Here is a 17,479-nt window from a genome sequence, read left to right as displayed (position 1 = left end):
GCTACAGCAGCGGCTTGTAGTAGGCGTACCGCGTCGTCTCGTACCCGAGTGACTCGTACAGCCGCTCGGCCGGGGTGTTGTCCGCGAAGACATTGAGGCCGAGCGTGCGCTCGCCGAGGGCGTGTGCCTGAATCTCCGCGAGCAGCATCAGGGCGCGGCCGTGGCCGTGGCCGCGCTGGTCCGCGTCGACCTCGACGTCGTAGACGAAGGGCGTCCCGTCGCGCAGGGCGAGCCACAGGACGCCCACGCGCGTGCCCTCGTGTTCGAGGACGTTGAACCACATGTCCTCGGTGGCGAGACCCTGGGGCAGGAGCATCTCGTGGTCGCGCTCGGCCTTGGCGCGGGCCTCGGCCTCGGGGACGCCCCGGTCGATCCAGGTGCGCACGTAGTCCTCCGACTCGTGCGCCCGCCAGGTGTCGAAGTCGGCCTCGGTCATGGGCCGCGCCCGGTAGCCGTCCGGCAGGGTGGGCGGGGTGTCGTCGAGCCGCTTCTCCATGCCGCGGTTGCGCAGGACGTAGCCGAGCGCCGCGACGAGGCGCAGGCCCGCCTCGGCGGTCCCGGGGACGCCGATCTCGATCTCCCGGCAGCCCCAGCCGCGCGCGACCTCCTCGGCGGCCAGCGCGGCCACCGTCCCGCGGCCCCGTCGCCGGTCGGGTTCCTCGATGCGCAGATCGTTGATGCGCGCCACCGAGGGCCCGAAGGCGGGCGAGGTGCCGAGGTGGACGGCGCCGACGGGACGGCTGTTCACGCACACCTGATAGCGGCGCGAACGCGTGCCGTCGGCGTTCTGCTGGAGCGGCTCGGTCGGCCGCAGGGTCGTGGTCATCACGGGTGTTCTACCCGCTGCCGTGCCCCGGAGCAGCCGAATATTCACGCGCCCTTCCGGGCCGAGCCCCTACGGGTCGAGGTCGTTCCCGGCCCGCTCGTCGAAGACGCGCATGGCCTTGGCGGTCACCGGCCCCGGGGTGCCGGGCAGTTCGCGTCCGTCGACGCGGTGCACGGCCTGTACGTCGCGCAGGGTGGAGGTGAGGAAGACCTCCTCGGCCCGCTCCAGCACGTCCAGCGTCAGGTCGGTCTCCTTGGCGCCGGTCCATTCGACCGTCAACGCGCGCGTGATGCCCGCGAGGCAGCCGGAGGCGAGCGGCGGGGTGTGGATCTCGCCGTCCAGGACGACGAAGACGTTCGACCCGGTGCCCTCGCACAGCTGTCCGACGGTGTTGGCGAACAGCGCCTCGGAGGCGGCCTGGCCGTGCGCGCGGGAGAGCGCGACGACGTTCTCCGCGTACGAGGTGGTCTTCAGGCCGGTCAGCGCGCTGCGCTCGTTGCGGGTCCAGGGGACCGTGATCACGGCCGTGGAGTCGGGGCGACGGGTCGTCTCACCCAGGGCGACGACCAGGGTCGGGCCGTGCTCGCCGCGGTCGGAGCCGAGCGGGCCGTGGCCGCCGGTGTAGGTGACGCGCAGCCGGCCGAGCGGCATGGGGTTGGCGTCGAGAACGGCGGCGCAGGCTCGACGGACCTCGTCCAGGTCCGGGTCGGGCAGACCGAGTCCGCGCGCCGAGAGGGTCAGCCGGTCCAGGTGCCGGGTCAGGGCGAACGGACGGCCGTCCACCGCCTTCACGGTCTCGAAGACGCCGTCGCCCACGGTCAGCCCGTGGTCGAAGACGGAGACGCGGGCGGACTCGCTGTCCTGCAGTGCGCCGTCGAGCCATATCTTCACGTCGGTAGTCCCTCTCCACTCACCTCGTACGTTCCCGACGCTACCGCGAGCAGCCGGGCAGCCTTCAGTTCGGTCTCCCGCCACTCCCCCTCGGGGTCGGAACCCCAGGTGATGCCCGCGCCGGTGCCGAAGCGCAACACGCCCTCGGCGCGGTCGATCCAGAAGGTGCGGATGCCGACGGCCAGCTCTCCGGCACCCCGGTCGGCGTCGACCCAGCCGACGCCTCCGCAGTACGGGCCGCGGGGTGCGGTCTCCAGGGCGTCGATGATGCGCAGGGCACTGGACTTGGGCGCACCGGTGACGGAGCCGGGCGGGAAGGCGGCGGCCAGCAGCTCCGGCCAGCCGGCGCCGTCGCGCAGCTCGCCGCGGACCGTCGAGACGAGGTGCACGAGGCCGGGGTGTTTCTCCACGGCGCACAGGTCGGGGACGCTCACGCTGCCGGTGGCGCAGACCTGCCCGATGTCGTTGCGTACCAGGTCCACGATCATGACGTTCTCGGCGTAGTCCTTCTCCAGGAGGTCCGCCTCGGTGCGTCCGGTGCCCTTGATCGGCCCGGACTCGACGACCCGGTCGTCGCGGCGCAGGAACAGTTCGGGAGAAGCGGTGGATATCTCCACGCCGTGCTCCGGCAGCCGGATCGTTCCTGCGTACGGCGCCGGGTTGCCGCGGGCCAGCAGGGCGGTGAGCGCGTCCACGTCGGCGTCAGGTGCCACGGGTGCGCTCAGGACGCGGCAGAGGTTCGCCTGATAGACCTCGCCGGCCGCGATGTGCTCGCGGATGCGCCGCACCCCGGCCGTGTACCCGGCGCGGTCGAGGGACGACGTCCAGTCGCCGACCGCTGGTCCGTGCCACGCCCCCGGCACCGGGGCGGGGACCGGCTCCTCGCGTACGTCCCGGAAGCGGGCGCAGGTCAGACGGCCTTCGAAGTCGGCGCAGACCGCCCAGAAGCCGCTGGAGTCCAGGGCGGCCGGGTCGCTGGTGACGTCGAGGAGGCCGGTGGCGACACGGTCACCGAAGCGGGCGAGAGGAGCGAGGTCGAGCACGCGTCGAGTCTATGGCCGGTGTCCCGCGGGTGACCTGGTCATGTCCGTCCGGAGCCCCTGACCAGGTGTGCTGGCGGGCACAGCGCAGCACGCTGCACAAACGCGTTTTTGTGCTGGCCCAGGAATCCGCTAGAGTTCAACACGTCGCCGGGACGCGCAAGCGGAACGGAAAGACAGGCGAACGTAGCTCAGTTGGTAGAGCGCAACCTTGCCAAGGTTGAGGTCGCGAGTTCGAACCTCGTCGTTCGCTCGGAAGAGCAAGGGGGATCATCCCGAACCCCCAACACTCCTGGTGGAGTGGCCGAGAGGCGAGGCAACGGCCTGCAAAGCCGTCTACACGGGTTCAAATCCCGTCTCCACCTCCAAGGACGATTAGCTCAGCGGGAGAGCGCTTCCCTGACACGGAAGAGGTCACTGGTTCAATCCCAGTATCGTCCACTGGATCTTCGAGGTCATCGAAGGTCTGACCCGCGCGATTAGCTCAGCGGGAGAGCGCTTCCCTGACACGGAAGAGGTCACTGGTTCAATCCCAGTATCGCGCACGCAAGATCCACAGTCTCGACTGTGATCCCGAGGACGATTAGCTCAGCGGGAGAGCGCTTCCCTGACACGGAAGAGGTCACTGGTTCAATCCCAGTATCGTCCACACACCGAAGCCCCCGGCCTTGTACCGGGGGCTTCTTCGTGTCAGCTGGAGAAGAGCATGTGGCCGAAGCTCTTGTGCCGCTGGTGGTGGCCGTGGTGGCCGCCGTAGTGACCGCCGTGCTGCGGGGCACCCCAGGCGGGAGCCGCGGGGGCCGCGGGGGCCGCCGGGTACGCCTGCGGGGCGGCCGGGGGCGGCGGGGCGGGCTGGCTCCACTGGGACTCCAGGCGGGTCAGCGCCTCGAGCTCGCCGTAGTCCAGGAATATCCCGCGGCAGCCGCTGCACTGCTCGATCTGAACGCCGTTGCGGTTGTACGTGTGCATGGGTGCATGGCACTTGGGACACTGCATGGTCGGCTCAACTCCTCGCCGGTCGGTCCTGCTTCATGTATCGCCAGGACAGACACTGTCCGGCTGCGGTCGGTTGCACCCTACTTCGCGAATGTCCCGGTCAACTCGGGTGGGGCGGAACCCATTCGGGCACATGCGTCGATCAGGGACTGTTCCACCTCGTCCAGCGGACGCCCGGCGGTCAGGGCCTTCGCCAGGGCGCGTGCCGCGGTCTGGACGGTCAGGGCACGGGCCGGGACGTCCAGGGCGGGCCAGGGGTCGCCGTCCTGCGGTACGGCCGGGCCGCCCGCGGCGCGATAGGCGTCGAGGAAGCGCGTCCACTCGTCGGGCGGGAGCAGACCGCAGGCGTACCAGGCGGCGGGGCGGGCGAGGTCCCAGGCGGGGACGCCGGTGCCGAGGTCGTCGACGTCGATGAGGCGCCAGGGGCCGTCGGGCGCGGGGTGGCGGACGAGTTGGCCGAGGTGGAGGTCGCCGTGGCACAGGGTGCGGGTGTCCGGCATGGGCACCTCGGCGCGGGCCCAAGCGGGAAGGGCGGCCCAGGCGCGCAGCACCGGGTCGGTGGCCACGTGGGGAGGGGCCGCGCGGAGGCGGTCGACCGCCTGGGCCGCCTTGGCCGGGCCGCGCATCGGGGGCAGGTCAGGGGCGGCGGGGGTGCGGTGGAGACGGGCGAGGAGGACCGCCGCCTCCTCCCAGGGGGCCGCGTCCGGGTTCTCCGGGTCCACGGGGGCGCCGTAGGGCCAGAACGTGACGAGGCGGCCGTGGAGGTTCGCCGGTGTCGGGGTGAGCGGCGGGAGGAGGATGCCGGGGAGGCGGGCTGCCGTGGTGAGGCGGGCGGTCAGTTCGGCGGGTGGTGTGGCGGGTGCGTGGGCCTTCGCGACCGTGTCGGCATGCCGGACCACCGTGGCGTCGGGCCGGTCGGCGAGGGTGCTGGTGCCGCAGACGCAGGTCGAGGTGGCGGAGTGGGCCGTGACCCTGGCTCGGGTGGTGAGCTCGGCGAGCAGCAGGGCGGAGGCGGTCACAGGGCTCCCTGGAGGCGGTGCGGGGTGTGACTGCGAGGGTACGGGGCCCCATCGCGGAAAGCCGCCGGGGAAAAGCAATGCCGGCGCAGCTCCCCAGCTGCGCCGGCATTTGTGCCGTCCGCCGCACCCCCGTCCCCACGGGGTTTCATGGGTGGATGTCCCCGCCCGGACCGCTCTTCCGGGCCTGGGGTCGCCGCTCAGCGCCCCAGCATCACTCCCACGGACGACGCCTGTGTGGCCACGGTCTCCCAGCCTCCGAAGAGGAGGAAGAGCAGGACCGCAGGAGGAAGGGCCATCAGCGTCGCCACCAAGGGGTGGCGACGGCCCGTGCGGCGGGGGCGGAACGTGGTGCGTCCCTGTGTGCGGACGATCGTCCGCGGTGCCGTGTGGGCCATGGTCCCTCTCCTGACCGTTCTGTTGTCGTTGGCAGCGGCGGGTGTCTGACCTCGGGGGACGAGTGCTGCACCCGCCGCTTGACCTCAAATCTAGGCGGACGGCGAGCGCTGCACGTCATGCCCTCGTACCGATTGCCGGGCCTCCCGGAGGATGAGCCATGACCTGCGGAGTACTCCCCTGGGTGGAGACGAGGACCTAGGTCTCCGGGTCTTCCCCGAGGGGGCGCCCGCTTTACCCGGCTTTCTCCGAGCCGTCCTCGCGCGGCACCGGCTGCTCGACCAGCGCCAGGACCCGGGTCGCCATGAAGCGGGCCGTCCGGACGACGGAGCCGCTACGGGTGACTTCGCTCACTTCCACCACACCTCGGCGGACCGCCGTCTCCACTCGGCGACCCGCCCTGCTCGCCACCACCTCGTACGTACGCGTCGTGTCCCCTGCGTCCACGACTATCTCCACGCGATCACCCTTCACGGGTTCAATCCCCCTTCTGCGACGGATGGTTGGGAAGGCGCGCAGATCAAAGCCCGTCCGAGCGCACGCTCCCTGACCACCCCTCAATTCTCCCACCGGGCACTGACAATCCGTCGGGACGAGAGGGCGCGGCCTCTGCGCGCGGGCGGCCGCATAAACGTAAGCTGTGGCACGTCACACGGACCGGGCAGCGGGGATGAACATGGCGATGATGCGCCTGAGGCGCGAGGACCCGCGCGTCGTCGGCTCGTTCAGGCTTCACAGACGGCTCGGCGCGGGCGGTATGGGCGTCGTCTACCTGGGCTCCGACAAGAAGGGGCAGCGGGTCGCGCTGAAGGTGATCCGGCCCGATCTGGCGGAGGACCAGGAGTTCCGTTCCCGGTTCGCGCGTGAGGTCTCGGCGGCCCGGCGGATCAGGGGCGGCTGTACGGCACGGCTCGTGGCCGCCGATCTGGACGCCGAGCGGCCGTGGTTCGCCACCCAGTACGTGCCCGGGCCCTCCCTGCACGACAAGGTCGCCGACGAGGGTTCCCTGGTCGCGGCCGAGGTCGCCGCGATCGGTGCGGCCCTGTCGGAGGGGCTGGTCGCCGTGCACGAGGCCGGTGTCGTGCACCGGGATCTGAAGCCGTCCAACATCCTGCTCTCCCCCAAGGGTCCGCGGATCATCGACTTCGGCATCGCCTGGGCGACCGGGGCCTCGACGCTCACGCATGTGGGTACCGCGGTCGGTTCGCCCGGCTTTCTCGCACCGGAGCAGGTGCGGGGCGCGGCCGTCACCCCGGCCACGGACGTGTTCTCGCTCGGCGCGACGCTGGCGTACGCCTCGATGGGCGACTCGCCCTTCGGGCACGGCAGTTCCGAGGTGATGCTGTACCGGGTCGTGCACGAGGAGGCCCAGCTGCACGGCGTACCGGATGCCCTTGCTCCGCTCGTGCGTGCCTGTCTCGCCAAGGACCCGGAGGAACGGCCCAGTACGCTCCAACTGTCGTTGCGGCTCAAGGAGATCGCCGCGCGGGAGGCGCAGGGGCTCGCGGATGTGCGGCCTCCGGCGCCCCGCGGTGCCGATGTGGACCGGCCGGCCGGGCGGGTCACCGAGAGCTATCCCGACCAGCAGCGGATGCAGCAGCGGCGGCCTCAGGGGGCGCAGCCGGGGCCCACGCAGCGCACGCCGGCGCCGCGCGGTGGTACGCCGTCCTCCTCGCGCGGGCCCGCTCCGTCGCGGAACGGGACGCCGTCGCGCGGGGGTGGCCCCACCTCCCGGTCCGGCGCCCGGCCGACTCCGGCCTCGCGGAACACCACCCGTTCCGGGGGCGGGAACCGTCCCGCGCCGCGCAGCGGTACGGGGCGTCCGGCACCCAGGACCACGGGGACGGGCCGGCGGCCCGCCAATCCGCGGTTGCTGCGGCAGCGGCTGTTCGTGTTCGTGGTCGTGACCCTGCTGGTGGCGCTCGGCATCGCGGCGGCCCAGGGGTGTCAGGGGCCCGCGCGGGGCATCGGCGACGACCGTGAGGTCGTACGGCAGCAGCGGGTGCACCATCCGCCGCTGGACGAGGGGAAGTTGATGTCCGAGCGGTTCGAGTCGACGCTGGAGACGTCCGACTGAGGTGTCAGAGGCCCGGGAGGATCCGGTCGAAGAACTCGAGGTCACCCTCGAACACCGGGTCCAGGGCCGGGAATTCCGCAGGGGTGATCCAGCGGGTGTCGGCTACCTCCGAGGGATCGGGGACCACCTCGCCGTCGTCGGCGCGGGCCGTCCACCAGTGGAGGCGGAAGACGCCGTCGTCGGTCTCCGACTCCCAGACCTTGGCGAGCGGAACGGCCGTCAGGCCGACTTCCTCGCGGACCTCCCTGATCACCGCCTCCCGCTGGGTCTCCCCCGGTTCGAGCTTGCCGCTCAGGGGCTGCCAGTAGCCGGGGCGGGCCACGCCCGCGGCGCGGCGGATCACCAGGACCCGGCCCGCCCGGAAAAGGACCGCGACGATCGCCTGGCGCTGCGGCACCGGGCCTACAGCGCGGGGCGGCCCGTGGCCACCGCGTAGAAGGCGACCGCCGCCGCGGCGCCGACGTTGAGGGAGTCGACGCCGTGGGCCATCGGGATGCGGACCCATTCGTCGGCGGCGACCAGGGCCTGGGTGGAGAGGCCGTCGCCCTCGGCGCCGAGCATCAGGGCGACCCGCTCCATCTTGTGCGGGGCGGCCTCGTCCAGGGTCTTGGCCTTCTCGTCCGGGGTGAGCGCGAGGAGCGAGAAGCCCGCCTCGCGGACCGACTCCAGGCTCTTGGGCCAGCTGTCGAGGCGGGCGTAGGGGACGGAGAAGACCGCGCCCATCGAGACCTTCACGCTGCGGCGGTAGAGCGGGTCCGCGCAGTCGGGCGACAGCAGCACCGCGTCCATGCCCAGGGCCGCCGCCGAGCGGAAGATCGCGCCGATGTTGGTGTGGTCGTTGACCGACTCCATGACCACCACCCGGCGGGCGGCCTGCAGGAGGTCGGTCGCCGTCGGGAGCGGCTTGCGCTGCATGGAGGCGAGCGCGCCACGGTGCACGTGGTAGCCGGTGACCCGCTCGGCGAGCTCCGGGCTGACCGCGTACACCGGGGCGGGCAGCTCGTCGATGACGTCGCGCATGACGTCGACCCACTTGGCGGACAGCAGCATCGACCGCATCTCGTAGCCGGCGTCCTTGGCGCGTCTGATGACCTTCTCGCCCTCGGCGATGAACAGGCCCTCGGCCGGTTCGCGCTTGCGGCGCAGCTCCACGTCGGTCAGGCCTGTGTAGTCGCGCAGGCGCGGGTCGTCGGGATCCTCGACGGTGATGAGATCGGCCACAGGGTGATACTGCCTTGCTCTGGGTGCGGTGCCAACGGCTGGGTACGAGTTGGGTTACCCGGGGTTACGCGGATGCCTGCGGGCCTACGCCCACGACCGCGCCGACGACGATCACCGCCGGGGGCTTCACATCCTCGCGTACGACCGTCTCGCCGACCGTCGCGAGGGTGGCGTCCACGCGGCGCTGGGCGGCCGTGGTGCCCTCCTGGACGAGGGCGACCGGGGTGTCCGCCGGCTTGCCGTGCGCCACGAGCGTCTCCGCGATCTTGCCGATCTTGTCGACGCCCATGAGGATCACGAGGGTGCCGGTGAGCTTGGCCAGCGACGGCCAGTCGACGAGTGAGCGCTCGTCGTCAGGGGCGACATGGCCGCTGACCACCGTGAACTCGTGTGCGACACCGCGGTGGGTGACCGGGATGCCGGCCGCGCCCGGGACCGAGATCGAGCTGGAGATGCCGGGCACGACGGTGCAGGGGATGCCGGCTTCGGCCAGGGCGTGCAGCTCCTCCATGCCGCGGCCGAAGACGTAGGGGTCGCCGCCCTTGAGTCGTACGACGGACTTGCCCTGCTTGGCGTGCTCGATCAGGGCGTTGTTGATGGCCTCCTGGGCCATGAAACGGCCGTACGGGATCTTCGCCGCGTCGATCACCTCGACGTGCGGCGGGAGTTCGGCGAGGAGGTCGCGCGGGCCGAGGCGGTCGGCGATGACGACGTCGGCCTCGGCGAGGAGGCGACGGCCGCGGACCGTGATCAGGTCCGGGTCGCCGGGGCCGCCGCCGACGAGGGCGACGCCGGTGGTGCGGGTGCGGTGGTGGGGGGCGACGAGGGTGCCGTCGCGCAGGCCCTCCACGACCGCGTCGCGGATGGCCGCGGTGTGGCGAGGGTCGCGGCCCTTGGCGTTCGTGGTGAGGACGGCGACCGTGACGCCCTCGCTGTGCCCGGTGGCCGGGGTCCAGGCCGTCGCCTGGTCCGCGTCGTCGGAGCGGACACACCAGACGCGGTGCGCTTCGGCCTCGGCGGAGGCCGCGGTGTTCGCCTCGGTGTCGCTGGTGGCGATCAGGGCGTACCAGGCGTCGGCGAGGTCGCCGGTCGCATAAGGGCGCTTCTCCCAGGCGATCTCACCCGCGTCCGCCATGGCCTCGACGGAGGGGGTCGCCTCGGGAGACACGAGGTGGACGTCCGCGCCCGCCGCGATCAACGCCGGGAGGCGGCGCTGCGCGACCTGGCCGCCGCCGAGGACGACGACCTTGCGGCCGGTGAGGCGGAGGCCTACGGGGTAGGCGGGGTTTTCGGCCATGAGGGGCGGCTCCTCCGGGGGCTTGGCGGTGGCCCTGACGTGCAGATTTTAAGGGGTGGGCGGTTTCGGCGGGTCGGGTGTCCGGTGGCTGGGCGTCGCCGCCGGGTGCGGACCCACGGAGAAAAGGGCTCGGGGGATTCCCCGAGCCCTCTCGCTTCCGTCCTACTTCTCGGTGACCCCTGCCGAGTCGAACGTCGCCACCTCGTGCATCGCCCTCGCCGTGCTCTGGACCAGCGGCAGGGCGAGCAGCGCGCCGGTGCCCTCGCCGAGGCGGAGGTCGAGGTCGACCAGGGGGCGCAGGCCCAGCTTGTTCAGGGCGGCCACGTGGCCCGGCTCGGCGCTGCGGTGGCCCGCGATGCAGGCCGCGAGGACCTCGGGGGCGATGGCGCGGGCCACCAGGGCGGCGGCACCGGCGCTGACGCCGTCCAGGATCACCGGGGTGCGGAGGGAGGCGCCGCCCAGGAGGAGGCCGACGATCGCCGCGTGTTCGAAGCCACCGATCGCGGCCAGGACGCCGATCGGGTCGGCGGGGTCCGGCTGGTGGAGTTCGAGGGCACGCCGGACGACCTCGGTCTTGCGGGCGAGGGTCTCGTCGTTGATGCCGGTGCCGCGGCCGGTCACCTCGGCCGGGTCGGTGTCCGTGAAGATCGAGATCAGGGCGGCGGACGCGGTGGTGTTCGCGATGCCCATCTCGCCCGTCAGGAGCGCCTTGTTGCCGGCCGCCACCAGGTCGCGGGCCGTCTCGATGCCGACCTCGATGGCCTGCTTGGCCTCCTCGCGGGTCATCGCGGGTCCGGTGGTCATGTCGGACGTGCCCGCGCGGACCTTGCGGGGCAGGAGACCGGGGGTGGCGGGGAGGTCGGCCGCGACACCGACGTCCACCACACAGACCTCGGCGCCCACCTGGCTCGCGAAGGCGTTGCAGACCGCGCCGCCGCCGAGGAAGTTGGCGACCATCTGGGCCGTCACCTCCTGGGGCCAGGGGGTGACGCCCTGGGCGTGCACGCCGTGGTCACCGGCGAAGATCGCGACCGCCGCGGGCTCCGGGATCGGCGGCGGGCACTGGCGGGACAGGCCGGACAGCTGGGCGGAGATGATCTCCAGCATGCCGAGCGAGCCCGGCGGCTTGGTCATCCGCTTCTGCCGCTCCCAGGCCTCGCCGAGCGCCTTGGCGTCCAGCGGGCGGATCTGGGCGACGGTCTCGGCGAGCAGGTCGTGCGGCTCCTCGCCGGGCAGGGCGCGGCGGCCGTACGTCTCCTCGTGGACGACCCAGGACAGCGGGCGGCGCTTGGACCAGCCGGCCTGCATCAGCTCGGGCTCGTCCGGGAACTCGTCGACGTACCCGACGCACAGGTAGGCGATGACTTCGAGGTGCTCGGGCAGGCCGAGGGCGCGGACCATCTCGCGCTCGTCGAAGAAGCTGACCCAGCCGACGCCGAGGCCCTCGGCGCGGGCGGCGAGCCACAGGTTCTCGACGGCGAGCGCGGCGGAGTACGGCGCCATCTGCGGCTGGGTGTGCCGGCCGAGGGTGTGCCGGCCGCCGCGGGTCGGGTCGGCGGTGACGACGATGTTCACCGGGGTGTCGAGGATGGCCTCGATCTTGAGTTCCTTGAACTGCTTCGCCCGGCCCTTGGGGAGGGACTTGGCGTACGCGTCGCGCTGGCGCATGGCCAACTCGTGCATGCTGCGCCGGGTGTCGGCGGAGCGGATGACGACGAAGTCCCACGGCTGCGAGTGGCCGACGGAGGGGGCCGTGTGGGCCGCCTCCAGGACGCGGAGCAGCACCTCGTGCGGGATGGGGTCGCCGCGGAAGCCGTTGCGGATGTCGCGGCGCTCGCGCATGACCTTGAGGACGGCCTCGCGCTCGGCGTCGTCGTAGGCGGGCGCGGCCGGGCCGGTGGACTGACGTACTTCTTCCACGGTGGCCGTGCTTTCTTCCTGATCGGCGGCCCGGGTGTCCAGGTCGTCGGCGTTCTGTACGAGTTCCACGTGTTCCGGGTCGTCGCCCTCGCGCGGTGCGGGGACGGCGGGCGGGTCCTGGTGGGCCTCCGCGTCCCCTGGGGTTTCCGCGGGCAGGATCAGCGGCTGCGGCGGGGTGGGAGCGAGGTGCGGAGTCGTCGGCACGGAACCCTCCACCTGGACGAACTGGCCCAGGGGTTGGCCGGGATGGGGGGTGGCGACGCCGCCGGGGGTCTGCGCGGGCGTGGCCTGGTCCATGAACAGCACCTGAGGGCCCGCGGGTTCGGCGATGAGGCCGTGCGGGGCGGCCGGGGGCTGCGGGACGTCGATCTGCGCGGCAGGGGCGAGGGGAGCCGGAACCGGAACGGCTTGGAGGTCGTCTCCCGGCTGGGTCGCGTCCGTCGCCGGAACCTCGGGCTCAGGTGCGTGCGCGGCCTGGGAGGCGGGGTCGGGGGCGGCGACCGGCTGCGGGGTGGCTTCCGCCTCGGCGGCAGCGGTCTGCTGGTCGGGGGTGCCCGGTGCGAGGTCCGCGGGGTGGGGCAGCGGCTCGGCGCCGGGGGCGGTCTCGGGCGAGGGTTCCACGGCGGTGACCTCCGCGGGGGCGACGGGTTCGGCGGCCGGGGCGGTGGCCTCCGGCTGCGCGATCTGTCCGACGACGGCCGCTGCGGGGGTGTCGGTGGCGGAGGTCGCGGGGGTGTCGGTGGCGGGAGCCGTGGGGGCGTCCGTCGCGGGAGTCGCGGGGGCGGTTGCCGGTGAGGTCGCCGCGGGCTGCGGTACGGCTTCGGGGGCCTGCGGGGTCGGTACGGCTTCGGGGGCGTCCGGTGCCGGAGCCGGGGCAGGCGTCGGGATCGGAGCGGGGTGCTCGGAGACGGTCATGGTCTCGGCCCCGGGGGCCTCGGGCGTGGCGGCGGGGGCGTCGACGGGAGCCTCTGCGGGGGCGTCCGTCTCGGCTACGGCAGCGGTGGCCTCGGTGACCTCGGGCGCGGGGACGGCGGCGAGGACGGTGGGGGCGGCGGCGTCAGGCTCGGTGGCCGTGGCCTCCGGTCCGGGGACTGCGGGGGCGGCCCCGTCCGGCACAACCGTGGGATCGGCGGCGGGGGCAATGGCTTCGGTCACGACGGTGGGGTCGGCGGGCTCCGTCACGGTGGCCGGGTCGGTGACCTCAGCCACGGCAGTCCGCCCAGCCTCCTCAGCCGCCACGGCATCCGTGACCTGCCCGGCCTCGGGCACGACGGCCTCCGGCGGCAGCGCCGCCTGCGACTCCGGCACGACCGGGGCCTCGGCGACCTGACCGACCTCATCGCCGTTCACCACGGCAGCGGTCAGCTCGGCATCGGCGTCAGGCAGGCCCGCCCCGCCGGTCTCGGCAGCCTCGGCCGGAACTTCGGCCGGAACCTCCCCGACCACCGGCGGCTCCCCACCGTCCGTCTCGGACACCGCGTCGGCGACCGGCGCACCCTCACCGCCGACCGGAGCCTGCGCCGGATACGTACCCTCCGACGGCACACCCTCCGACGGCACGCCTTCGGTCGGCGCGCCTTCCTGATACGCGGCCTCGGACTGCACACCCTCCGGATCCGCACCCCCCGTCTGCCCCACAGCCGCGGCAACCCCCGCCTCACCCGTCAGGCGGGCGACCGCGGCCTGGGCCGCGCCCACCGGCTCCGGGGTTTGCAGGGCCACGTGATGATCCGTCGCCGGAACAACCGTTTCGGCAGCCTGGGCCACCACGCCCGGGGCGCCCCAGGGCACGGCGCCCTGCGGGGCCATCTCGCGCAGGGGCTGGGGGACGTCGAGGTACTCGGGGCCCGTGGTCGGCGGACCCGCGTGGCGGGCCGGCGCGCCTGCGGGGCCGCGGTCGGCGAGGGAGCGGACCGGGCTCGCGGAGGCGTCGGGGATGGGCGGGCCGAGATGCAGCGGTCGGCGGGGGGTGATCGGCGGGATCGGCGTCGTAGGAGCCGACGGGACGGGCTGCGAGCTGGGGAGGCGGACGCCGCCGAGGTCGACGGAACCACTGTCGCGGCCGGCCGTCTCATGCGGACCGGGCTCGTGCACGGCCTCCGCGGAGGGACCCTGTGCGAACTCCCCGTAGGGCTCCTGCGCGGGCTGCCCGAAAGACTCCTGCGCGGCGTCCGCGTACGGCTCCTGCGCGGCGTCCACGTACGGCTCCTGCGTCGGCTCCGTGAACGGCGCCTGCAAGGTCTCGACGACGGGCTCCGGTGCGGGCGGGGCGACCTCGTTGCCCCATGCGCCCTGGGCGCCCGGCAGCAGCAACAGGTCTTCGTCCTCGGCGGTGGTCTCGGAGAGGTAGGTGTACGCACCGTGCGCGGGGACGCCCGGCTGTTCCACCATGCCTGCGTTCTCCGGCAGCCCCTCGCCCGGGACCTGGCCGGTGTCGGTCATGCGTACCCCTCGCCCATCGGTTAGTGCTTCTACGACCAGCTCACCGGGAACGGCGCACCGACCGCCCCCGCAGTGAAGAACGAGCGTGCGTGCCCAGCGGCACGAACGGCCCGCCGAGAAAGACGACAAAGCCATTAACTGGCATTGTCCCGGCCGTTCCCCCGTCGCGACAGGTTGATCCGCGACAGCCCGCTGTGGACTGCGCCACGTTGCGCGTCCTCCGGTTCTGCCGTACCACACCCACCCCAAAACGGGCGTGTTTTCCGGACATTGACGAACGAAAGGCCGGGCCACCAGGTGCGGTACAACAGTCGGCCAGCCTACCGCGCGCAGTACGACAACAGGATCACGGGGAGGACAAACAGGGTCACCCGGTGCGGTCGGGCAGTACCCCGCTGAGCAGGAACGCGACGCTCCGTTCGGTCTCCGTCCAGGCCCTGGTGTCGAGTTCGACGGACTGGAGGAGGGCGCACTCGACGCGGTAGCCGTGTTCGGTCAGGTCGCGGCCGAGGAGTTCGGCCTCGTCGCGGGTCGAGGCATGGGCGACGATGCGCTGCGGGCGGCGGTCGGCGACCGCCGAGACGACCGCCACTCCCCCGCCGCCGACCCGGACGACGTCCGGTTCGGGGAGGTTCTCCAGGACGTGCGGGGCGGTGCCGCGGACGATCTGGAGCTGGACGCCGAAGCGGCGGGCGGCGGCGTCGGTGCGGCCGCAGGCGGTGAGGTCCCGGTCGACGGCGATGACGGCGGCCCCGGCCCGGGCGGCCTCGGTGGCGAAGGCGCCGCTGCCGCAGCCGATGTCCCAGACGAGGTCGCCGACGCGCGGGCCGAGCCGGGCGAGTTGGACCGCGCGCAGCACCTCGGTCTCGCCCTCCCCGAGCGGACCGTCGTAGGCGTCGGCGGGCTGGACCCAGCCGCGCGGCCCGGTGCCGGGGTCCCGGCCGGCGATCCAGCCGCCGCCGTCGGCCGCGGCGACCGGGCCGCCCATGACGATGACCAGGTTGGGGTCGCGCCAGGTGTGGTCGGCGGCCTTGTCGGAGGTGAGGACCGTGACCTGTTCGCGGTCGGTGCCGAGTTCCTCGCAGATGACGAAGGTGCGGTGGACGCCCTCCATCAGGAGGCCGAGTTCGGCGGGGCCCGCGCCCGGTGAGGTGAGGACGGCGACCTTGGTATGGGCGCGGCACACGTTCACCGCGCGTCGCAGGGTGCGGCGGTGTGCGACGACCACCTGAGCGTCGTCCCAGGGCATGCCGGCGCGGGCGAAGGCGGCGGCGACCGAGGAGACGGCGGGGACGACCTCGACCTCCAGGCCGAACTCGGGTGCGCGCAGGGTTCGTACGACTCCGAAGAACCCCGGGTCACCGTCCGCGAGGACGACCGCGGTGCCGCGATGGCCGGCGATCCGGCGGGCGGCCAGCGAGACACTGCCGAGGCGGATGCCTTCGGCGGCGGCCGGTACCTCGGGCAGCGTCAGATGGTGGGGGGCGCCCGCCACCAGTGTCGCGGCGCCGAGCGCGGCGCGGGCCGCGGCCGTCAGCGGCGAGCCGTCCCAGCCGATCACCGTGACCCGGTCGGCCATCTTCGTCAGTCTCCAGGTTTGCGCAGGTCGTCAGGGGCGGGTTCCGTGAGGGTACCTGGTCGACCCGGCGAACGCGGACAGCGGTACCGTCCGCCCCTCCTGGTTCAGTTCCAGTCGCCGTACGAGGTGAAACCGCCTGTGTCGGCCAACTGCTCCCCCGCGCCCTCGATGTCCTCCGGCAGCAGGCTCCAGACGATGAAGTCGGTGCGGACGTCGGCCCAGGTGTCGTCCTCGGTGCGGACCCGCGCTATGCAGGCGTTGCGCAGGACGCCCTCGCTGATGCAGCCGATCTTCTGGGCGACCTGCTGGGAGGCGGTGTTGTCGGCGGCCGTGCGGAGCTCTATGCGCTCGAACTTCTGGTCGGTGAACAGCCATTGGGCGGTGGCGAGGGCGGCCTCGGAGGCGTAGCCCTCGCCGCGGGCCCAGGGGGCGATGATGTACGACAGTTCGGTGGCGCGGATGTGCCAGTTGGTCTTCGTCAGCTGGACGATGCCGACCAGGCGCTGGGTGAGGAACTCGGTGACGGCGAGGTCGAGTCCGCGGCCCGCCGTGCGTTCGGTGGGCGCGTACTCGCTGATCCAGCCGCGCGCGTTCTCCTCGGTGAAGGGCTGCGGGACGTCGGTCCAGGCGGCGATCTGCTCGTCGTTCATCATCTCGGTCAACGCCGGCACGTCGTCCTCGTCGAGGGGACGCAGCACCAACCGCTCCGTGCTGATGGAGATGTTGGGGAAGGTGCTAGTCATGCGCCGCTCCGTAACCTTCGGAAAACCTGCAAGTCCTGCCGGGGTCCTGCTGAACTGCCCAGCATGCAGCATGAAAGCACTGAACCGCACTACAGGGTCCACCCGGGGTGAGCGAGCGGACCCTGTGCGTGGCGATACGCGGTATACGCGTCGTCAGTTTCAGAAGGACGGGATGACGGAGCCGTCGTACTTGTCCTCGATGAACTTCTTGACCTCGTCGGAGGTGAGGAGCTTGGCGAGCTTCTTGACGCGCGGGTCGTCCTCGTTGCCGTCCTTCACCGCGAGGAAGTTGCCGTACGGGTTGTCCGTCGCGGACTCCAGGACGAGGGCGTCCTTGGCGGGCGAGAGGTCGGCCTCGATGGCGTAGTTGCCGTTGATGACGGCCGCGTCGACGTCGTCCAGGGAGCGCGGGGTCTGGGCCGCCTCCAACTCCTTGAACTTGAGGTTCTTGGGGTTCTTGGTGATGTCGGCGGGGGTCGCCTCGTTGCCCACGCCGTCCTTGAGCGTGATGATCCCGTTGGCGGCGAGGAGCTTGAGCGCACGGGCCTCGTTGACGCTGTCGTTCGGGACCGCGACGGTCGCGCCGCTCTTGAGGGCGTCGGCGCTCTTCACCGTGTGGGAGTAGAGGCCGAGCGGCTCCAGGTGGACCGTCACGACGGGCACGATGTGGGTGCCGTTCTTCTTGTTGAAGTCGTCGAGGTACGGCTGGTTCTGGAAGTAGTTGGCGTCGACCGAGCCGTCCTCCGTCGCCGTGTTGGGCGTGACGTAGTCCGTGAACTCCTTGACCTCCAGGTCGAGGCCCGCCTTCTTCGCCAGGTTGTCCTTGACGTAGTTGAGGATCTCGGCGTGCGGGACGGGGCTCGCGGCGACGACCAGCGGGCCGCTGGTGTCGGAGGAGGACGCGGAGTCCGAGTCCGAGGAGCCGCACGCGGTCAGGCCGAAGGTGAGGGCGCCGGCGGCGAGGACTGCGGTCGTGAGCTTTGCGGTGTTACGCACGAAAAGTGCCTTTCCTTTTGGGCAGAGCGACCCCGCGAT

15 protein-coding genes and 5 tRNA genes are annotated in these 17,479 nt (G+C 72.4%); 6 read left to right on the top strand and 14 right to left on the bottom strand.

The window, feature by feature from the left end:
- Window position 1: 1 nt before the first annotated feature.
- The 3 genes from ACIHIX_RS20970 to ACIHIX_RS20960 all read right to left on the bottom strand — a co-directional run bounded on the left by ACIHIX_RS20970 (window position 2) and on the right by ACIHIX_RS20960 (window position 2,760).
- Window positions 2-826: a GNAT family N-acetyltransferase gene (locus ACIHIX_RS20970; RefSeq protein ID WP_399958167.1), complete on the bottom strand. Its 825-nt coding sequence runs from the start codon at window positions 824-826 to the stop codon at window positions 2-4.
- Between the two features lie 69 nt (window positions 827-895).
- Window positions 896-1,717, bottom strand: a complete 822-nt coding sequence (locus ACIHIX_RS20965) for an aminotransferase class IV (protein WP_399958164.1) — start codon at window positions 1,715-1,717, stop codon at window positions 896-898.
- Window positions 1,714-2,760, bottom strand: coding sequence for a chorismate-binding protein (locus ACIHIX_RS20960; protein ID WP_399958161.1), 1,047 nt, complete (start codon window positions 2,758-2,760; stop codon window positions 1,714-1,716). Before ACIHIX_RS20960 ends, ACIHIX_RS20965 begins: the two co-directional genes overlap by 4 nt.
- A 177-nt stretch (window positions 2,761-2,937) precedes the next feature.
- Here ACIHIX_RS20960 and ACIHIX_RS20955 point away from each other — a divergent pair.
- The 5 genes from ACIHIX_RS20955 to ACIHIX_RS20935 all read left to right on the top strand — a co-directional run bounded on the left by ACIHIX_RS20955 (window position 2,938) and on the right by ACIHIX_RS20935 (window position 3,406).
- Window positions 2,938-3,010 (top strand) — tRNA-Gly (locus tag ACIHIX_RS20955).
- A 41-nt stretch (window positions 3,011-3,051) separates the two neighbouring features.
- A tRNA-Cys gene (locus ACIHIX_RS20950) sits at window positions 3,052-3,125 on the top strand.
- 1 nt (window position 3,126) lies between these two features.
- Window positions 3,127-3,198, top strand: a tRNA-Val gene (locus ACIHIX_RS20945).
- 32 nt (window positions 3,199-3,230) lie between these two features.
- Window positions 3,231-3,302 (top strand) — tRNA-Val (locus ACIHIX_RS20940).
- Window positions 3,303-3,334: 32 nt separating this feature from the next.
- Window positions 3,335-3,406 (top strand) — tRNA-Val (locus tag ACIHIX_RS20935).
- A 41-nt stretch (window positions 3,407-3,447) separates the two neighbouring features.
- Here ACIHIX_RS20935 and ACIHIX_RS20930 read toward each other — a convergent pair.
- The 4 genes from ACIHIX_RS20930 to ACIHIX_RS20915 all read right to left on the bottom strand — a co-directional run bounded on the left by ACIHIX_RS20930 (window position 3,448) and on the right by ACIHIX_RS20915 (window position 5,639).
- Window positions 3,448-3,753, bottom strand: coding sequence for a zf-TFIIB domain-containing protein (locus tag ACIHIX_RS20930; protein ID WP_399958158.1), 306 nt, complete (start codon window positions 3,751-3,753; stop codon window positions 3,448-3,450).
- 80 nt (window positions 3,754-3,833) lie between these two features.
- A complete protein-coding gene (locus tag ACIHIX_RS20925; protein WP_399958156.1) occupies window positions 3,834-4,772 on the bottom strand; it encodes a phosphotransferase family protein in 939 nt (312 codons plus the stop codon).
- Between the two features lie 197 nt (window positions 4,773-4,969).
- Window positions 4,970-5,167, bottom strand: coding sequence for a hypothetical protein (locus ACIHIX_RS20920; protein ID WP_059196429.1), 198 nt, complete (start codon window positions 5,165-5,167; stop codon window positions 4,970-4,972).
- A 232-nt stretch (window positions 5,168-5,399) separates the two neighbouring features.
- Complete coding sequence (locus ACIHIX_RS20915; protein WP_046261530.1) at window positions 5,400-5,639, bottom strand: hypothetical protein; 240 nt, start codon at window positions 5,637-5,639, stop codon at window positions 5,400-5,402.
- 196 nt (window positions 5,640-5,835) lie between these two features.
- Here ACIHIX_RS20915 and ACIHIX_RS20910 point away from each other — a divergent pair, with 196 nt between their 5' ends.
- Window positions 5,836-7,242, top strand: a complete 1,407-nt coding sequence (locus tag ACIHIX_RS20910) for a protein kinase (protein ID WP_399958585.1) — start codon at window positions 5,836-5,838, stop codon at window positions 7,240-7,242.
- Window positions 7,243-7,246: 4 nt separating this feature from the next.
- Here ACIHIX_RS20910 and ACIHIX_RS20905 read toward each other — a convergent pair whose 3' ends face one another.
- The 7 genes from ACIHIX_RS20905 to ACIHIX_RS20875 form a co-directional block, all read right to left on the bottom strand.
- Window positions 7,247-7,639, bottom strand: coding sequence for an NUDIX domain-containing protein (locus ACIHIX_RS20905; RefSeq protein WP_399958152.1), 393 nt, complete (start codon window positions 7,637-7,639; stop codon window positions 7,247-7,249).
- 5 nt (window positions 7,640-7,644) lie between these two features.
- Entirely contained in the window at window positions 7,645-8,463 is an 819-nt protein-coding gene (locus ACIHIX_RS20900) for a TrmH family RNA methyltransferase (protein ID WP_399958149.1), read from the bottom strand.
- Between the two features lie 64 nt (window positions 8,464-8,527).
- Window positions 8,528-9,760 carry a uroporphyrinogen-III C-methyltransferase gene (gene cobA / locus ACIHIX_RS20895; protein WP_399958146.1) on the bottom strand — a complete coding sequence of 411 codons (1,233 nt, stop codon included), beginning with the start codon at window positions 9,758-9,760 and terminating at the stop codon, window positions 8,528-8,530.
- Between the two features lie 162 nt (window positions 9,761-9,922).
- On the bottom strand, window positions 9,923-14,122 hold the full coding sequence (cobT, locus tag ACIHIX_RS20890; RefSeq protein ID WP_399958143.1) for a nicotinate-nucleotide--dimethylbenzimidazole phosphoribosyltransferase: 4,200 nt from the start codon (window positions 14,120-14,122) through the stop codon (window positions 9,923-9,925).
- A 367-nt stretch (window positions 14,123-14,489) separates the two neighbouring features.
- Window positions 14,490-15,701 (bottom strand): precorrin-6y C5,15-methyltransferase (decarboxylating) subunit CbiE, encoded by a 1,212-nt coding sequence (gene cbiE / locus ACIHIX_RS20885; protein ID WP_399958140.1) that lies wholly within the window; start codon window positions 15,699-15,701, stop codon window positions 14,490-14,492.
- Between the two features lie 104 nt (window positions 15,702-15,805).
- Window positions 15,806-16,444, bottom strand: coding sequence for a GNAT family N-acetyltransferase (locus ACIHIX_RS20880; protein WP_399958137.1), 639 nt, complete (start codon window positions 16,442-16,444; stop codon window positions 15,806-15,808).
- Window positions 16,445-16,603: 159 nt separating this feature from the next.
- On the bottom strand, window positions 16,604-17,440 hold the full coding sequence (locus tag ACIHIX_RS20875; RefSeq protein ID WP_399958134.1) for a MetQ/NlpA family ABC transporter substrate-binding protein: 837 nt from the start codon (window positions 17,438-17,440) through the stop codon (window positions 16,604-16,606).
- Window positions 17,441-17,479 lie beyond the last annotated feature (39 nt).

The sequence above is a fragment of the Streptomyces sp. NPDC051913 genome (assembly GCF_044593635.1).
GTDB lineage: Bacteria > Actinomycetota > Actinomycetes > Streptomycetales > Streptomycetaceae > Streptomyces.
Note: the sequence above shows the minus strand (reverse complement) of the source record. Positions and strands in the feature narration are given on the sequence as shown.